Source organism: Paenibacillus sp. FSL R7-0048 (assembly GCF_038004505.1).
Taxonomy (GTDB): domain Bacteria; phylum Bacillota; class Bacilli; order Paenibacillales; family Paenibacillaceae; genus Paenibacillus_AQ; species Paenibacillus_AQ odorifer.
Genome location: NZ_JBBORF010000001.1, coordinates 6,422,665 through 6,440,065, shown reverse-complemented (window position 1 = coordinate 6,440,065; position 17,401 = coordinate 6,422,665). Strand labels below are relative to the sequence as shown.

Sequence of the window (17,401 nt, the reverse complement as noted above, 5' to 3'; positions counted from 1 at the left end):
CCGACTGGTAGGAGAAATCATTAAAATCGGGACGGGGGTTGACAGGTGGAAGGCGATCTATTTCTGTTTTTTATGCAGATCAGTATTCTGCTCTTAGCTGCGCTTAGCCTGGGCGGACTAGCCAGAAGAATCAATCTTCCGGCAATTATCGGAGAATTGCTCGCGGGTATTTTACTCGGTCCAAGCATCATGGGCCTTCTACCCGAAACGTATTCGAAAATGTGGGGGTTTACCGGAGGCGTTTCCGAGCCGCTGAGTTATTTTACCCAGTTTGCGATGTTGTTTTTTATGTTTTATCTGGGCCTGGAAATTGAACTGAAGCATTTCTTCAATAGCCGGAAGACGATTATCATAACAAGCGTGTTAAGTCTGATTGTTCCCATGTTGATCGGAATTGGAATCATTTTTGTCTTTTCCGAAGTTTTCACTTCCGGCTCGGGAAATCTGCATCCGGTTTATCTCGCCGGGTTTATGGGTGTGGCGCTCTCCATTTCTGCCTTGCCGATCATTCTGAAGATTTTGTCGGATCTGAACATTCTGAATACACGGACTGGTTCGATCATAGTCGGATCGGCGATCATCAATGATTTGATCGGCTGGAGTCTATTCGCGGGCGGTATCTTCCTGATCTCGCAGGAGAATCGGTCGGGGCTTCAAATTGCAACCCGGATGCTAACCATCGTGACGTTTCCCTTTATTATGGTGCTGGTCTTCAAATGGCTAAAGTCGTTCATCAATCAGCAGCTGACACGTGTAAAGGGAGCGAACATTGGCTTTGTTATTTTTCTGGTTGTCCTGATCGCCGCATTGGCTGAAAAAAACCATGTACATCCGTTTTTCGCTGTTTTTATAATGGGTATTCTGTTCAAGCATCAATTCTACAACGACACTATTAAAACACTGAAAGGTGGCTTGTCTTCGATTTGTACGTATTTTTTTTCGCCCTTGTATTTCTCGACGATCGGCCTAAAGGCCAACTTCTTTCAGGATTTTGACCTCCAATTGGTATTGATTATTGTTGTGTTCGCCTGTATAGGGAAAATTCTCGGATCCTCGGTCGGTGCGCGTCTGGGAGGGTTGCGCTGGAACCAGGCACTGACGATCGGATTGGGACTGAACGCCAGAGGAGCCGTGGAAATAATTATCGCCTCGATTGCGCTTGAAGCCCAGGTCATTGATAGGAGAATTTATGTCAGCCTGGTTATTATGGCCATTGTGACCTCGATCGGCAGCGCCCTTGGTCTGAAGCTGATCTACCGAACCCCAGCCGTAACGATTCTTCGCCCGGCTGCAAGCCCGCATCCGCTTCCTCTTGAGGAATGATTTCATAAAAAGTGTATGTAGAGTCCCCATTCACTCTCCTTATTATGAACAAACCGTAGATGATCACGGAAACCGGTTACCAGTGGGAGATTAATCTACGGAATGAGACCGTGTTAACCATTGCGAACGGATATATCGGTCTGAGTGGAAGCTGGACGATCCACTCGGTGAGCCGGACCTACCTGAATTGATTCTAAGGCACGGTTCCCATCACTTACGTGGAAGAAGCCTACTGTTATTCCGAAAATAACCAATATATGTTGAACGTAATGAACATCAAGAATGTTGAAATTTATATTAATAGAGAGAAATGCAGTTTGTTCCCCGGTAAGGTTCATTCACACATACGGCGGCTGGATATGCGGCGTGGATCCGTGATCCAGAAACTGGAGTGGGAGACGATAACCGGGAAACGGGTGGAAATTGTATGGGGGGATGGCCTCAACGGATATGTTACAAGCTTTAGCTATGGATGACTGGTATTGTTCTGTTGGTGCTGCACTTTAATACAACATTTTTGTGCATGAATGCCAAAGAAAAATCCTTATTCGCAAGAAATTCAGGACTTCTATTAGAGATATTCTCTGGTAGAAGTCTTATTTTGTTAAGTGCGGTATTGAATATCGCGTTACAAACAAAAAATTTGTTATATGAATTCTACTTTGTGATATTTGACGAATGTCCATAGTAGAAATGCTTGTTAAGCAAATTTAATGTAAGAGATGAAGCCCGTTAGAATCTTATTTGGTTATTATGGATATTCATCTGAGTTTTCTTTGAGAGAAGCATTTAAAGTAAAGATTGATGCGATGCATACATAAGTCCCCTATATGAGGGGGAATGGAACTGCTATGGTTTAACAACGCATAACTCATTTCTGAATCTTTTAGACCTTTAACAGATTCATCTCTAGGCTATTTGACAAACGGATAGAGGGTAAGAGTGTTCATAAAAAATTACAAGTATTTGTATTAAATCTTCTAACGAATACATCGGAATAAAATATTGGGTTTTAGACAATAATGGTTAGTATGGAAACAATGAAGTGTGTTTACCAAACTAATATGTAGTATAACTATTATTTGTTTTTTGGCATGTTCTTTGTGAAATCAAACTAGATTCATAAATGTACTAAGGGTTCACTATTAGATCGTAGCTTAGAGTTCCTGAAAATTAAACTGACATCCGGCATCAAAGAAGTCTGTTTTAAAATATGATAATGAGGTTAATTGGTTACATATAATACTTCTAGAGACGCATGACAGACCTGTTAACCTGTTATGCGTCTTTCTGTATTGAAAGGAGGAGGATTGAATGACAAATTCTGTATACAAAATACATCTAAATCGACTTAGAGATGGAAGAGGACAAGGAAGAGGAGCAGACTACATTCCTTTCATTCAAGCAAATGATAATAAAGTAGCATCCGAAGGATGGTTAACCCGTACTCCAGGCTGGCATTCAAACCGGATACATCATACGCTGTATAAATATGGGTATCAGTATCTGCTAGTATAAGAATGGGAAGGACAAGTTACAGATTGAGTGGGAGCCCCTCATTTAAAATCGATACTAAAAGGAAATCAATACGGTGGATTGGAATCATGACGAACGGTGATCCAGGAGCCGGTTCATTTTTGGTGTTAGATTATCGCTTGGTTCTTAAATTTTTAGATCAAAAATACTTAAATAACTGAAATGAGCTTATTGTAAAATTGAAGAAATAATAACTCCTGTGCCTCTTCCGCTGCCCTGGTTGGATCATCTCGTTCGGAAATAAAATGAGCACCAGCTTCACTTAAATATCTGGAAGCTACTTCTCTAGCTTCTTTGTCAATATTCTCAAATTGGGAGCCAAGTGCTCTTTGTGCGTTTCCAAAAAAAATGTGTATTCTCCGCTTTGTGGCTCTTTTTGAAAGTAAGGCATATAAATGAAAGGCTTCATTTTTTCATTCCTTTCTGAAGAACTTAACGAAATTGTATGTTCGTGATGTCTTCGTGAAATAATTACGAATATATAGAAAATAGTTTAAATTGAAATAAATGGGTTAAAGATTAATAATAACACCTCAGAATAAACATAAACAACTTGAAGGTAACGGCTTCGCCCTTTTTAAGGGCGAGGCCATTAGTTGTTTGAATATGGTATCAAAAACTGGGGGGTTAATATATGTCACGCCGAGCTTCACGCATAGTTAAACTTCAAGAGAACTATATTAAAAAAGGTAGGGGTCAAGGAACTGGAGATCAGTACCAACCCTTTATTCAAGCACACGACAATAAAGTGGCATCTGAGGGATGGATAACAAGGCATAAGGGGTGGAAGACCAAAAGAATTCACCATACCCTATCAGAACATGAAAGAAAATATCTCTACTACTGTGAATGGCTAGATAGTGTTATTGATATAAGAGAACAATACCCTCTTCTTCCTCTGGAAAGAACTATAGAGATATCTAACTGATTAGGTATCCAACATGCCCATGTTGATGGTTCCCCTGTCATAATGACTACTGACTTTATGCTCACTATACGAACTGCTAATGGACCTACCCCTGCAGTCAGAACAATTAAACCCTTACATAAACTAGATACGAGAACTTTAGAACTATTTGAAATTGAAAGAAGATTTTTTGAAGAACTGGGAATAGATTGGTGCATAATCACTGAAAATAGAATTCCTACTACATTGGTCGCTAATGTTGAATGGATGAGCGAGGCCAGATACCTTGATACACGTCCGGGGATGGATGAGGAGCTGCTATTGCTTGTCTCTGAAGTTTTGATACAAGTCTTACTGAAAGATTCATGCATAACACCGGTTGGTAAACTGTGCCTGTTGACTGATCGAGATATTGGTTTACAGCCAGGTACGTGCATGTTTGTTTTGCAACATATGTTAGCTAATAAAAGATGGAAGTGCGAGATGAATAGTAAAATCATTCGGGAAATGGAACCATTAGAAGTTTCACCAATAGAAAAGCCGTTTGTGAATATTAATTTAGCTTAAATCCTTGAGGGGAGTATGGAGTATGCTTATTGTTCAGAATACGATTATTGAGCGGTTGAATGATGAAAATGAAACAGTGGCCTTACTTAGAGTGTTATGGGTATGGGAAGAAGAAAATTATATTGTTGTTATAAACATTGATAGTTCTCATGAGATAGAGTTACCCTTTTTTCTAAACTATGAAGATCTGGTAAAAGAAATATCTGAACAAAAGAGTCGAATAAGCACAATGGAGACTGATTTAAGGTTGATTTCACCTGAAGATTCTTATCTGGAAAAATATAAAGATAGTAGAGATAAAAGATGGGAAATCATTAAAGACATCGTTACCCAAGAACCGGATATTTATATATCTGAGTCAAGGGGAAGGTTGATAACAAAAGCACATCTAAAGTCAGGTAAAGCAAAAAAAGTGATAAGGGATTATTTGAAAAAGTATTGGTTTTACGGAAAAATGAGAAATGGATTATTAGATAATTATTTTGATTGTGGAGCTCCTGGAAGAGAGCGAACATACCAAAATAAACCGGGAGCTCGCTCTCAAGATGGGAATACTTTTTTGATCACTGAAATGGATAAGAAGATTTTTCTCTCTGCAATCCGCTTGTTCCATATTAGAAAGAATATGGATATTAAAACTACTTATGAGCATATGTGTGAAACATTCTACAAACGTGGCTTCTATAGGAAATTTGGTGTTAGAGTGCCTATAGTAAACCCTGAAAAATCCCCCACACTTCGTCAATTTAGATATTGGTATCAAAAAGATACTTCATTTTCAAAAAGGTACGCAAACAGACATGGAAAACGTAGAGCGTCAATTGATGTAAGGCCCTTGCAAGGGAATGCATCTGAAAGAGCTACTTCCATTGGTGCTTTATTTGAAATCGACTCCACGCCAGCAGATATTTCATTAGTTTCATTTGATCGGAAAACAATTCTGGGAAGACCAACTCTATACATTGTAATAGATGTATTCAGTCTTCTTGTGGTAGGGTATCACGTAAGTTTGGCACCACCGTCCTGGATTGAAGCTATGGTTGCACTAGAGAATGCTGTAACTAATAAAGTTGAAAACTGTGCCAGATATAATATGCAAATTGAAGCGGAAGAGTGGCCGTGTCATTATTTACCCCGGAAATTAGTCTGCGATAGAGGAGAATTGAAAGGGAAGAATGCAGAAAAATTCGTGAATCTTGAAGTTGATGTTCTAAATGCACCGTCCTACCGGGGAGATTTGAAACCATTCGTAGAAAGACGATTTAGAATTACAAATGAGACAATTAGGCAGTTATTACCTGCAGGTATTGGTCCTAAGCCACTTGTTAGAGGAGACAGAGACCCCGCTAAAGATGCAGCACTTACTATTGAAGAATTCAATCAGTTTTTAATAGTTTTCTTTTTGACGTATAACAAGAGTGCCCTTAATCGCGAATATCTCCCAACAAAAGAGATGTTTGAAGAAGGTGTAGAATTAACACCACTCAAAGTTTGGAATTGGGGGAGCGGAAAAAGACTTCTTCATGAAAAATCAAGAAACCTCATTCGATATAACCTAATGCCGCGGGAACAAGCGAAGGTTTCAAGATTCGGAATTGAGTTCAAAGAATTATGCTATACCTGTGAGATAGGAATAAAGGAAGGCTGGTTTGAGGAAAAAGGGGTCAAGGGTAGCAAGTATATAGAGGTTACTTATGATCCTAGAAATTGCAGCAGTATTTACTATAAACATAAAGATGGTAATTTAATTCAATGTATACTTACTTCAAAATATCAAGAATATAACGATCTGCACTTTGATGAAGTATCTCTGATCATGAAGTATCGAAAGGAACAAATTAAGCTGCAGGAACGGAATGAGAAACAACATAATTCAGAGCTACATGCATTTTCTCAGGCACTTACTAGATCTGCAACGATCGAAACAAAAAAAGAAACCGCGGAAATGAGCTTTTATGCAAAACAAAAGGATAAACGTGAGCATAGAAAAGTAGATAAGGGAAGATGGGGGGCAACATATGCTTGGACTAATACCAGTGAGGGCAGTGAAAAGAATCAAGATGCAGATCCAGGAAGATTAATTCAACTAAATCAAGGCTCAAAGATCGAAGAAACGGGAAACAGTGATTTTTACGACGATGCACAGACGCTATTTTCAAGGCGAATAAGTGAGAGGAGGGTAAAACGTGAACTTGATGAATGAAGAATATACTAACTTAAAAGGCACCCACTGCATGGCTAGCTACATTACTCAAATCCTTCCTCAAAACCAGGGCAACCCGTTTATTGAGGCAATACCAAACCGGTTAAACGAAGAAGAATTTATTGATGCACTACATTCTGTACCTCCTTTAATTGATGATTATGAATTATTAAGTATTGAAGATAGATTAGAGTTTGTTCAACAAATAAAACCAAGTTTTTGGCTTCCATATCCTGCACACTATGATAAGTATAGAAACTTATACACTATGATAAAAATAGGTTACCAATCAAGAAATCCGATGCATGCTATGTATAATAGGCAGTTGGCCGTAGGATGGGACAAGATTTTTAAGGCTGGAATAGATGAGAATGGTGCAAATTTAGCAGGGAATGTACAAACAGCTCAAAGTCATGTGGAAATTGCTATCAGTGGATCAGGAAAATCAAAAGTATATGAAAGAATGTTAACTCAACTATTTCCTCAAGTTATACATCACTCTGAATATAATGGTCGGAAGTTACCGTACACACAAATCGTGTGGATGAAAATTGAATGCCCCTTTAATAAATCAGTGGGTGCTTTATGTAAAAACTTTTATTACGAGGTAGATCGGCTATTGGGGACAGATTTCTACGAAAAATTCGGCGAAAAAAAGGGGAGATTAGATACACATGCTAGAAGAATGATAAAAGTCGCTACTCAGATTAACCTTGGTGTACTGGTTATCGATGAAATACAAAAAATTCAAAAAGCTTATTCCGGTGGTGAAGAAGATATGATTGATTTCATCACTGAATTAGTTAATACAATAGGTATTCCAACGGTTTTAATTGGCTCTTATAAAGCCTTGTATTTATTTAATAATTCATTGGCAAATACCCGCCGTGGTATACCGGATGAATTTTCTGAGAATATAACAGGATACATGTTAAAAGAGAGTTGGGAGTGGAGAGAATATATTCATAATTTATGGGATAGTCAATACACAAAGACATTCACGAAAATGACTGAAGAGATTTTGGATACTATGTATTACCACAGTATGGGGATTCCGGATATTGCCGTTAAGCTATTCATGCATGTTCAGTCCAGGGCAATTGTAAACGGGGGTACAGAGACAATCACAGTTAATCTCATAAATGAGGTTGCAGGAAGAAGTTTGAGACTACTACAGCCTATTTACCAGAAGATACGAAGTGGAGATACGGAAGGGTATAATCAATTAGAAGATATCCAACCTGATTGGCTTCCATTAAGAGGATATATTCAAGAAGCAAGTCATCGAATAAAGGTTCATGGAAATCTGATAGAACAACAACAAAGGGCTCTGCAGCAGAGGAATAAAAGTGAGTTACTTGAGAAATTAACATCTTTCGCATTTCATATTGTTAAATCAAGAAGTGTTGCGGAAACTCTTGCTAACCAGGTCTTTGAAGCTAGCGATGGCAAAGGTGATATTGATAATATGTTTGCTGGATTGGCTCGATTAGCTTTAGCTATAAAAGCACCTTATCAGGGAGAGGAAGCGCCTATTTCTACTGAAAGCCTACCGCAACAAAAAAAGCCGCGAAATAAGAATAAGCCGGCTCTGGAGGAGAAGGACATTCGTTATGTGGTTAAGGTTGGTCATCAATGAGGGATGACTACAGAAGAAGCGCTTGAAGAGCGTGGACTTATCAGAGAATGTGATGAATTAAATGATTTTGTCCTGAGAGGAAGGATTTCATGAGTCGTATTCTTATGTTTCCAGAACCCTTTCCTGATGAGGACTTCAGGAGCATTATTTTTAGATATCATGTGCGTTCAGCTAATGCAGATTTTTCTGAAAGTAAATTTGAGCTTTTTGGTACAACTTCATACAAACAAACAGTTTTCCCTAGAAGACTTAATTATTTATTGGGAAAACTACCTATAGGCAGTACTCTTTCAAAAGAGTTACTTTTATACAATCACACATGGTATGGCCTCTATAAGGTTTTTTATATGCCTGAACGTTTTAATAGAACTCTGAAGATTATTAACGGTGAGAGTGGGAGGAAAAGTGAATTTGACGGTTTTTCTCATAGGATGGCTCAATCAATCTTATCTAAAGATATAAAATACTGCCCTGTATGCGTGAATGAGGATGAAGAGATGTACGGTGAAGCTTATGTGCATAGAGGGGACCAAATAGACTTTCTTATATCATGCCCTCAACATAATGTATTGTTAGAGAATAAATGCGCTGAATGTGGTGAAGCCTATGCACACTCAGAGTCGGGAATCCTTTTAAGATCTAAATATTGTGGCTGCGGGAGTAAGATGAAAATAGTAAGGGTGGGGAGTTCTGGCGAGATTGTAAAATTTCAATGCGAAATTTATAATGATCTAGTCATATTAAGAGAGCGGCATTTGGATGTCAATGTTGATATTCTATATCATCAGTTAATAGGATATTTATATAGAGAAAAGTATATCGGAATAACGGGTAAAATTCATAAAAAAATATTAATTAAAGATTTTTTAACCCACTATTCTATTGAGAAACTTAATGGAATAAATATTTCAAAAGATAATATTTCAACTAACCATTTCAGAACACAATTCCTTAATCGGGTTTCAATGTCCAACTTCATTGGGTTCTATTTACTTTTAATTCGCTTTTTAGAAAGCTCATTACAAAAGTTTTTTTTAGCTAAGACGGAAATATCATCGAAAATATTTTTCGGTAATGGTCCTTGGACTTGTCGAAATACCGATTGTGTAAATTATAATATCCCCTTAATAAAAATGTGTGTGAGAAAAATAGACAACTGCGAGGATGAGTTAGGTAAGTTGAAGTATTCCTGTGATTTATGTGGATATGCGACCCTCTTGAGAGGGAACATAAATGGAGATTATTGTTCTACTACTTATAAAGATAAGTATGAAAGAAAAGTTAGTTCTGTAGATAACAACTCTCGAATAATCGTTACTGTGGGAGAAAAGAAAAGATTACATGAAAGAAGAAAAGAAATAATTAGAATTTTAGATAAAGGGGTGGATACTCGTAAAAAAATACGACAGGAGAATGAGGCTGTGTATACATGGTTAATGAAATATGATAGAACATGGTTACTAGCTAGACTACCTCCTGAAATAGATAAAAAAGCACGAAAAGTAGATTTCGCTCAATTAGACAATGAACTTTTGATAAAAATCAAGAATGCTGCTAAAAATATTAATCCGAATTACCCTTATCGAATTACTAAACAAACAGTATGTAATCTTTTGGAGGCTACTGAACGTAATAGACTAAAAACTTACAGAGCTTCATTACTTCCATTAAGTTATCAAGAGTTAGAGAAGTATGTTGAGTCCAGGAAAGACTTCCTAATCAGAAGCATACCGAGATTTTATAGTAAATTAGTTAATCGCGGCACTACATCAATGAATATTTATCTATTTAAATCTGCTACAGCTGCCTTTTATCAAGTAGAGGCCGAAGAGAATATAGAAATAGAAAGAGAGATAATTAAATTTCTAGAAGAGAGAAATGCTCTAATAAAATAATAGTTTTAATAAAGTTATAAATGGAAAGAATAGATACTACCAATACTACTTAGTTGGAGTGAGGGTATGATATTTTTTCCGATTACATATGATGATGAACTTTTTTATAGTGTAATGGCACGTTATCACTGGATTTCAGGAAATGAAAATTCGAAAACATCCATGTTAGAGATGTTTGGTTCTTCGCATATTTGTGCAACAAAGTTGTTCCCTACACATCTACAACAATTATGCGAGAGATTGCCCCTTCCTAATATACATACTCCGTCTGACTTCATAGAAAATAATACATTCCTTCCTTACTATTCGAAATTTATTCCGATGGAAAGATATAAAAAATTAAAAGATATTATGATGTACGGCAACGGAACTTCTGTCTATATGTTACTTGGTATAACAGCGAGTGAAATGAAAAAAGCAAAAGTTCTAAAATTTTGCTCCAGTTGTGTAATAGATGATGAAAAAATATATGGGGAGGCATATTGGCATAGGTCGCACCAAGCAGATAGTATCTCTATATGTTTTAAGCATGGGTGCCAGTTACAACTTTCTAATGTAGAAACTAATCAAAGACATAAGCATGCAATGGTGACTTTGAGCAGCTACCTTACTAATGATCATTATTTTCAGGAAAGTGCTGATGAGTTATTGAACTCAGACCATAATCAGTTTATTGCAGAACAATCGTATTTTTTATTAAAGAGCAAAGTGAGTTCAGTAGGATTAGAACGATTGAGGCAATATTATATAATGAAACTTAAGGAGAAAGACTTAATAACTAAATCAGAGAGAATCAGATGGATTAAGTTAATCTCAAAATTTAATCAATTCTACAGTGAAAGCTTTCTGAATAGTTTGAATTGCAAAGTTATTGTAGGTGATGAGCATACCTGGTTTCATAAAGTACTACGTTCACCAAGAGTGACGTGTCATCCATTAAGACACATTTTGATTCTTGGATTTTTAGGAGAAACAATGGACTCTATGTTTGACTATCTTTCTAAGAATAACATCACTGAGAAAAATAACAGTAAAAGATTAAATAGGCCATCACCTACTTTAGGAGATAGTCAGCTTAAAGTTAGAATTGATTGGAAACAACGCGATTCAGAAATTGCTGATAATATTCGTTTAATTGCCAAACATATTTTCAAAGATGAAAATACAATACGAGTAACAAAAAATGAAATTGGAAGGCGTCTTAGAATTCAGTCCCTACTTGTACGAGCTATAGATAAACTACCAGAATCCAAGAAAGCACTAGATGAAGTAGTGGAGTCTGTAGAGCAATTTCAGAAAAGAAGAATTAAGAAAGCGGTAAAGGAATTAACTAAGGATAGAGCAGCCGTGCAACCCTGGGAAGTCGTCCGAATTGCTGGGTTAAGAAAGACGTACGCGGATAAATTAGAGAACGACATATTAAATGAAATAGATATAAATAAGCAATGTTTCCAAGGGAATATCTAAGTTTGCGATTTGAAATGAAACTCACCTCAATATGTTGAGAGACTGAATGCAATGCATTCAGTCTCTTCTGCACTGGATTTTTACCCCATTAGCCTCCCCTTCATATTCTTCAGTACAATTACTCTCTACACACTATTACTAATTATCTATCAGCAAATTCAACGGTAGGTTCAGATCTCCAATTGCATAATACAAGAGCAGTTTCTTCTTTTTATCCAATTCAGTCCTTCCTTTAATGTTAGTTTTATTATTGTATCAAGAGGCAATTCTCTTTTTTTGTCGTATAATGTTAATAATAGGAATTTGGTGTGGAGAAAAGAAGGGTGGGGCATAAGTGCATATATCTAAGTTGTACATTTCAGGATATAAGAATGCTAAAGATAGATCTGAAATAAGGCTAAACAAAGGACTCAACGTGCTAGTTGGAGAAAATGGTTCGGGCAAAACAACAATTGTTAATGCCCTTAGACTTGCTCTGCGAGAGAACGAATTTTCATATATGAATATTGATGAAGATGATTTCTATATATCTTTGGACAAGCAATATATTGCACCGGAAATTAGAATAGATCTTACACTTGAGTCTTTGAGTCCAAATGAACAGGTTACATTTTTAAGTTGGTGTGACGCCGACTACAATGCACAACTACATTTAGAGATTAATTCGAATCCAAATATAAAAGGGTATTATAAAAAGGAAGTTTGGGGAGGTGCTTCAAAATCAAGCATTTTTGAAGACGAGACCTTTGATTGTATTGATTGTATTTATCTCCCACCTCTTCGTGACGCAGAGGAGAAGTTGGTTAATGGAAAGAGATCGAGATTAGCCCAGTTACTAAAAAAACAATACGGTGATAATAAAGATTCACTTGTGAAGAACGTAACTGATTTTAATTCTCAAATAACGAGTAATGCTGAGAATAAATATAATGAAATTGAAAAAGCCAAAATCAATATTAATAACAAGCTCGAGGAGACCCTGGGGCAAAGACTTGGTCAGAGTATAAATCTTCAATTTGCGGATACATCTTTTAATAAAATTGTAGAGAGTATAAAAATGGTGTTCTTTCCTGGTATCAAACAAAATGACTCCGATAAATTTAGGGATATAGCTATTAATAGCTTGGGATATAATAACTTTTTATATATAGCTACTGTATTTGCAGAGCTTGAGCTATTAAAAGACAATAACATGATGACTGTATTATTAATTGAGGAACCAGAAGCTCATTTGCATCCTCAGCTTCAAGTCAAATTCATAAAGTATTTAGAAGACATAACCCGAAACTCGGAAAATCTACAGGTCGTTATTACAACTCATTCTCCAGTACTTGCTTCTTCTATAGACATATATAATTTGATTCATATATCACAGAAGGAAGAGAGTGTTGTTGCAATTCCGTTAAAAGAAATCGATCTGGGTGAAAGTAAAAACTATATTAACAGGTGGCTAGATGTAACAAAATCTGCACTGCTGTTCTCAAAAGGTATAATTCTTGTGGAAGGTATTAGTGAGGCGATGCTCATACCTACTTTAGCTAAGATAGTACTAGCTCAATATAATAAAACAGCTCTGGATAATTTCGATACATTATTACCAACATCCCTAGAAGAAGCTGGTGTGTCTACGATAAATATCAATGGAATTAACTTTAAACATTTCATGAAATTCTTTTCGAATTGTGATGGTAGCACTGGTGATATACATTTACCAATTTTGTGCTCAGGAATTACGGATAATGATCCACCAAAACTAAAAGTACTCGTGTATGACGAGAAAGGCGAATTAAAAAAAGATAAAGATGATGAGCCTCTAACTAAACTCCAAGATATATTTCCTTTACCGAGTGAATTGCCTGTTGGAGCTAATAGTGCACTTCAACTAATGGATGATATTAACAAGAGTGATTGGGGACGATTATTTTCTTCTCCATTAAAGACATTTGAATATGACTTAGCGATAAAAGGTAACACAAATTTATTGGCAAAAGTTATTTGTGATTTATGGCCCACCGAGGGAAAAGTAAAGCAGCGTTGCACTTCAATATCCTTAAAAAACAATGAGTACGATAACGAAGATGAGCTAAAAGAGGATGCTGAATTTATTTTTAAACATATTGATACTGATGAGGTCGGGAAAGGGATCTACGCACAGAAACTAACAGACTATTTAGAGTGCAAAATAAGAGAGCAACTGAATAAAGTTAATGCTACAAAATCAAACATTAATGATGTTTATTTAAACATAAGCAAAATCATTGATATTCCTGATTATATTAAGAAGTCAATTATATGGTCATGCAGTGGCGGTATAGTATGAATAAGGAAGAAATGGAGCAAGAAATAATACATACTTTGAGTTTGAATAAAGAAGCCGTGAATTCCTATCTCTCACTTATTGATAGTAAAGTGAGAGAAAAAACAGAGCAACAACTAAAGTATGTTCTCTCGTCTGCCAAGAAAAACATCTTCTTAGAGGCTTGTGCAGGGAGTGGTAAAACTGAGGTTGTTGGAATGAAAGCTGCATTTGAGATTAGGAAATGGCGTTCAACTAATAGTGGTATTGCGGTGCTTACATTTACTAATGATGCGACTGATACTATCAAAGAACGAGTGAAAATATTTTCAGGATTAACATCATTATATCCTCACTACATAGGAACCCTATCAGGCTTCATACATGGATTTATTGCGCAGAGTTATGGATATAAATTTTCTAAACATAAAAATAGAGAAGGCGATACTTCTTATAGACTGATTGATAAAAGTTTGGTTGTTTATGATAATCACTGGTTAAAAAAATATAAACTCCCTTATTTAAACCTTGCTTCATCAAGTCAGGACGTATACGCAAATCAAATTTATTATGATCATAAAATTAACGACATCATAATTCATTATTCAGAGAACTATAAACTTTCATTAAAAGACTACTATAAGTTAACTGAGGTACAAGAATTTATTCAAAGCGTTCGCGAAAAGAGAGGGAATAAACATCTATTAAGTTTTGAATATATAAAGAAAGAAATAGGGAAAATCAAACAAACTTTTTTTGAGGATGGGTTTGCCAACTTCGAAGATATGAATTATATGGCATATAGAGTTTTAATGAAGAGTGATCATTTAGCTACACTCATAGCTGCGCGGTTTCCTCTTATTATTGTAGATGAATGTCAGGATCTCTCATGGATTGAAATTAATATTCTTAATCAATTAAAGAGTGCTGGTACTTTTCTTCATTTTGTTGGGGACCTTAATCAATCAATATATGAATTTAAGGATGCAGATCCAGTAACCACCAAACAATATTTATCTGTATTTGAGAAGCATTTTCTAACCGATAACTTTAGAAGTTGCGATTCTATTGTAAATACATCCAACAAGTTATTAGGTGTTTCATTGCCTATACGTGGTTTGGAGATTGATAAATATGGTGAGAAGAGTGTTTGTTATTTAGAATATCGAGATCTTGCATCCTTGAAGCAAAAGTATATAGAATTTCTAAAGGAAGTAGAAATACCCTTTAATAATTCGGCTATATTAGTCCGACAACAAAACATGAAACTAGACTTAGAAACGAATTTTAGAGAAAGTAAACATTTAATCTTAGACTCTCTACAACTTTGGATTGAGAATACACCAAAATCACGAATGTTAGCTTTAGAGCTTGCAAGTAGGCATATGCATAGGTGGTTTGGAGGAGCAACGACAAGGAAAAATTATAATTGTCCAAGTTCAATTGATTCTGTTTATAGATGGAGAATCTTTATCAAAGATTTTTTGGATGGATGTTCTGCAGTTTCTGATCTAGTAAGATTTGATGGTATCAATTATTCAACGTGGTACAAGAACTTCAATAATAACTTCTTGAGTATAGTGCAAGAGGCATATCAAAACTTAGCAATTTGTGATAGTGAGAAAAGAGGTTTTTCTGAAATATCTAAGATGATCTCACCTAGAGGTACTGCCAAACAAGACATTACTGTTTACAACATGCCGGATAAAATAAATCTGGTTTCAGTCAACACCATTCATTCAGTTAAAGGGCAAGCTTTTGATAGTGTAATGGTGGTTTCTAGTCTGAAAAATTCAGGGAGTGGGCATTGGAAAAAGTGGATCGAGAAAGAACTTGAATCTGGGCGTATAGGATACGTTGCAAATACTAGGGCCAAATATTCTTTGGTTTGGGGTGTTCCGGTATTGAATAAAGAGGACAGGGATCTGCTTGAGTCTTATGGTTTTAAAAGGGCAGACTAAACGAAGGTTTGTGAAGAACGGCTATTCCTTTTGGATGGCCGTTTTTATTTTATTTTATTTATAGCTTATACCTTTTAGATTAATTGGTATGATTTAAAATCAAAGAATTACTGTTCGCCATATTTTCACCATCTTCTGAGATATAATTATATGTAATAATAAGGGTGACTAGATATTGGAGGTGAAATCAAATCATGATTATATTAAATATCTATGGAAATATTGAACCGACTATTATATCAAAAAAATTAGGTGTTGGAATATCAAATCCACCTAATGATTGGATAAAGGGATTGCAGGACGATATGCTAGAAGAGATGCTAGTACATGAACATAATTTGAAGGTATGGGGAAAAAGAGAATTTAAGAACAGTAAGCTTAGTAATTATGATCTTGCTGAGTTAGTCAAAAAGGCAAAATGGAATATTTCCCATAACTCCGAATTAGAAGTAATAGCGAGAAATCTTGTCGCCATTGATGTATTGGATTTTGAAAATTCATATTTACAATTAAAAAATGACACAATGGATAGCCCTACATGTGAAGTTTCATTTCCACTAAAGTTCATAAATTTTTGCAATAAAATTCAAAATTCAAGTAAAGGGAAGGACGTGTTAAACAAAAGGATACCATTTTCAACTTTTTCTTCAGATGAATTTAACGAGAAGCCGCGCATTCTGAATTTTTTCCGTGCAATATTAAACTCACAGTTGGATTTTGAAAACTATAATAAAGAGTGTATGTCTTCATTAGTTAAAGTAGGAGCACTAATAGATGATTTTTTGCAAAAGGAAGAGGATTTTTGGATTTTAGATTACATAATAAATTCAATGTATCATGATCGCGATTATAATGCTTACCATGTTTTTAAAGTGATGTCCTTAATTGAAATGTTAATCATAAACCCTTCCGGGAATGGAAAGTTAGTTGGTGAGTTAGAGAGGAAACTTCCACAATTCTTAAACGGAACACGAATCGATATTACTAAGAAAGTTACTTTTGCGGAAATAATGAGAAAGTTACGAAATAAAATAGCTCATGGGGATTACAAAGCGATGCAACAGTTGTTACAAATTTATAGAGATGAGTTTATGGTAAACTACGTATTCGATGAATTTGAGCACAGTATAGAAAATTGGACTTACCTAAATATCTGCTGTCGACTAGATGAAGTATTAAATGAAATTGTATGGGAGCTTATAACAAATAAAAATCAGCTGAGAGCACTTCAGTATGCATAAAGACATTGTGAGTATAGGAGGGACTACTCAAATGTTTTACTATTTCGAATTACAATCTTTAATGTAATTAGAGTTTTGGGGATGTTTTCTTGGACACCAACTATAATGTAACTAAAAAAGTGGGCTGAAAGCCAGAAAAGACTTGATTTACCTCAGTTTCTAAGTAACCAACATTAATGTCACTTTACAGTTGTTTGACTAATTACATTAATGTGTTGTTCTGAACATTAAAGTATTGTTTTGAGTAACAAAATTGCAATAAAGTTGTGTTTTGAAAAGCTTAAGAAAAAAATGAGTGTGGAACAGCAACACTGACATCTAGAGCCGTCCTGAAAATACAGGGCGGCTTTATCTTTTTTTTATATG

At 35.7% G+C, this 17,401-nt stretch carries 12 protein-coding genes; all 12 read left to right on the top strand.

All coding sequences use genetic code 11. The features are described 5' to 3' along the window. Window positions 1-45: 45 nt before the first annotated feature. The 12 genes from NSQ91_RS28430 to NSQ91_RS28380 all read left to right on the top strand — a co-directional run bounded on the left by NSQ91_RS28430 (window position 46) and on the right by NSQ91_RS28380 (window position 17,035). On the top strand, window positions 46-1,323 hold the full coding sequence (locus tag NSQ91_RS28430; RefSeq protein ID WP_076194004.1) for a cation:proton antiporter: 1,278 nt from the start codon (window positions 46-48) through the stop codon (window positions 1,321-1,323). 59 nt (window positions 1,324-1,382) lie between these two features. Continuing rightward, a complete protein-coding gene (locus tag NSQ91_RS28425) occupies window positions 1,383-1,514 on the top strand; it encodes a hypothetical protein (RefSeq protein WP_256716575.1) in 132 nt (43 codons plus the stop codon). A gap of 27 nt (window positions 1,515-1,541) precedes the next feature. After that, window positions 1,542-1,799, top strand: a complete 258-nt coding sequence (locus tag NSQ91_RS32130; RefSeq protein WP_076194006.1) for a hypothetical protein — start codon at window positions 1,542-1,544, stop codon at window positions 1,797-1,799. A gap of 838 nt (window positions 1,800-2,637) precedes the next feature. Next, window positions 2,638-2,841 carry a hypothetical protein gene (locus NSQ91_RS28420; RefSeq protein ID WP_076194010.1) on the top strand — a complete coding sequence of 68 codons (204 nt, stop codon included), beginning with the start codon at window positions 2,638-2,640 and terminating at the stop codon, window positions 2,839-2,841. A 952-nt stretch (window positions 2,842-3,793) separates the two neighbouring features. Then, a complete protein-coding gene (locus tag NSQ91_RS28415; RefSeq protein WP_256716578.1) occupies window positions 3,794-4,333 on the top strand; it encodes a TnsA endonuclease N-terminal domain-containing protein in 540 nt (179 codons plus the stop codon). Window positions 4,334-4,355: 22 nt separating this feature from the next. Continuing rightward, window positions 4,356-6,536 (top strand): Mu transposase C-terminal domain-containing protein, encoded by a 2,181-nt coding sequence (locus tag NSQ91_RS28410; RefSeq protein ID WP_340920893.1) that lies wholly within the window; start codon window positions 4,356-4,358, stop codon window positions 6,534-6,536. Continuing rightward, window positions 6,529-8,175: an ATP-binding protein gene (locus NSQ91_RS28405; protein WP_256716577.1), complete on the top strand. Its 1,647-nt coding sequence runs from the start codon at window positions 6,529-6,531 to the stop codon at window positions 8,173-8,175. Before NSQ91_RS28410 ends, NSQ91_RS28405 begins: the two co-directional genes overlap by 8 nt. An 89-nt stretch (window positions 8,176-8,264) precedes the next feature. Then, window positions 8,265-10,070, top strand: coding sequence for a TnsD family Tn7-like transposition protein (locus tag NSQ91_RS28400; RefSeq protein ID WP_076194017.1), 1,806 nt, complete (start codon window positions 8,265-8,267; stop codon window positions 10,068-10,070). Window positions 10,071-10,136: 66 nt separating this feature from the next. Continuing rightward, the gene (locus NSQ91_RS28395) at window positions 10,137-11,537 is read left to right on the top strand and encodes a TnsD family Tn7-like transposition protein (RefSeq protein ID WP_076194020.1); all 1,401 of its coding nucleotides are present in this window, start codon (window positions 10,137-10,139) and stop codon (window positions 11,535-11,537) included. 334 nt (window positions 11,538-11,871) lie between these two features. Then, entirely contained in the window at window positions 11,872-13,857 is a 1,986-nt protein-coding gene (locus tag NSQ91_RS28390) for an ATP-dependent nuclease (RefSeq protein ID WP_076194022.1), read from the top strand. After that, entirely contained in the window at window positions 13,854-15,794 is a 1,941-nt protein-coding gene (locus NSQ91_RS28385; RefSeq protein WP_076194024.1) for a UvrD-helicase domain-containing protein, read from the top strand. The genes NSQ91_RS28390 and NSQ91_RS28385 overlap by 4 nt, the downstream gene beginning before the upstream one ends. A 194-nt stretch (window positions 15,795-15,988) precedes the next feature. After that, window positions 15,989-17,035, top strand: coding sequence for a hypothetical protein (locus tag NSQ91_RS28380; protein WP_076194026.1), 1,047 nt, complete (start codon window positions 15,989-15,991; stop codon window positions 17,033-17,035). Window positions 17,036-17,401: the final 366 nt, after the last annotated feature.

What these genes read in the sequence shown, in the direction of transcription:
- NSQ91_RS28400 (WP_076194017.1), top strand. Translation starts at nt 8,265, where the DNA reads ATGAGTCGTATTCTTATGTTTCCAGAACCCTTTCCTGATGAGGACTTC.
- NSQ91_RS28425 (WP_256716575.1), top strand. Translation starts at nt 1,383, where the DNA reads ATGATCACGGAAACCGGTTACCAGTGGGAGATTAATCTACGGAATGAG.
- NSQ91_RS28380 (WP_076194026.1), top strand. Translation starts at nt 15,989, where the DNA reads ATGATTATATTAAATATCTATGGAAATATTGAACCGACTATTATATCA.
- NSQ91_RS28420 (WP_076194010.1), top strand. Translation starts at nt 2,638, where the DNA reads ATGACAAATTCTGTATACAAAATACATCTAAATCGACTTAGAGATGGA.
- NSQ91_RS28405 (WP_256716577.1), top strand. Translation starts at nt 6,529, where the DNA reads ATGAATGAAGAATATACTAACTTAAAAGGCACCCACTGCATGGCTAGC.
- NSQ91_RS28395 (WP_076194020.1), top strand. Translation starts at nt 10,137, where the DNA reads ATGATATTTTTTCCGATTACATATGATGATGAACTTTTTTATAGTGTA.
- NSQ91_RS28410 (WP_340920893.1), top strand. Translation starts at nt 4,356, where the DNA reads ATGCTTATTGTTCAGAATACGATTATTGAGCGGTTGAATGATGAAAAT.
- NSQ91_RS28385 (WP_076194024.1), top strand. Translation starts at nt 13,854, where the DNA reads ATGAATAAGGAAGAAATGGAGCAAGAAATAATACATACTTTGAGTTTG.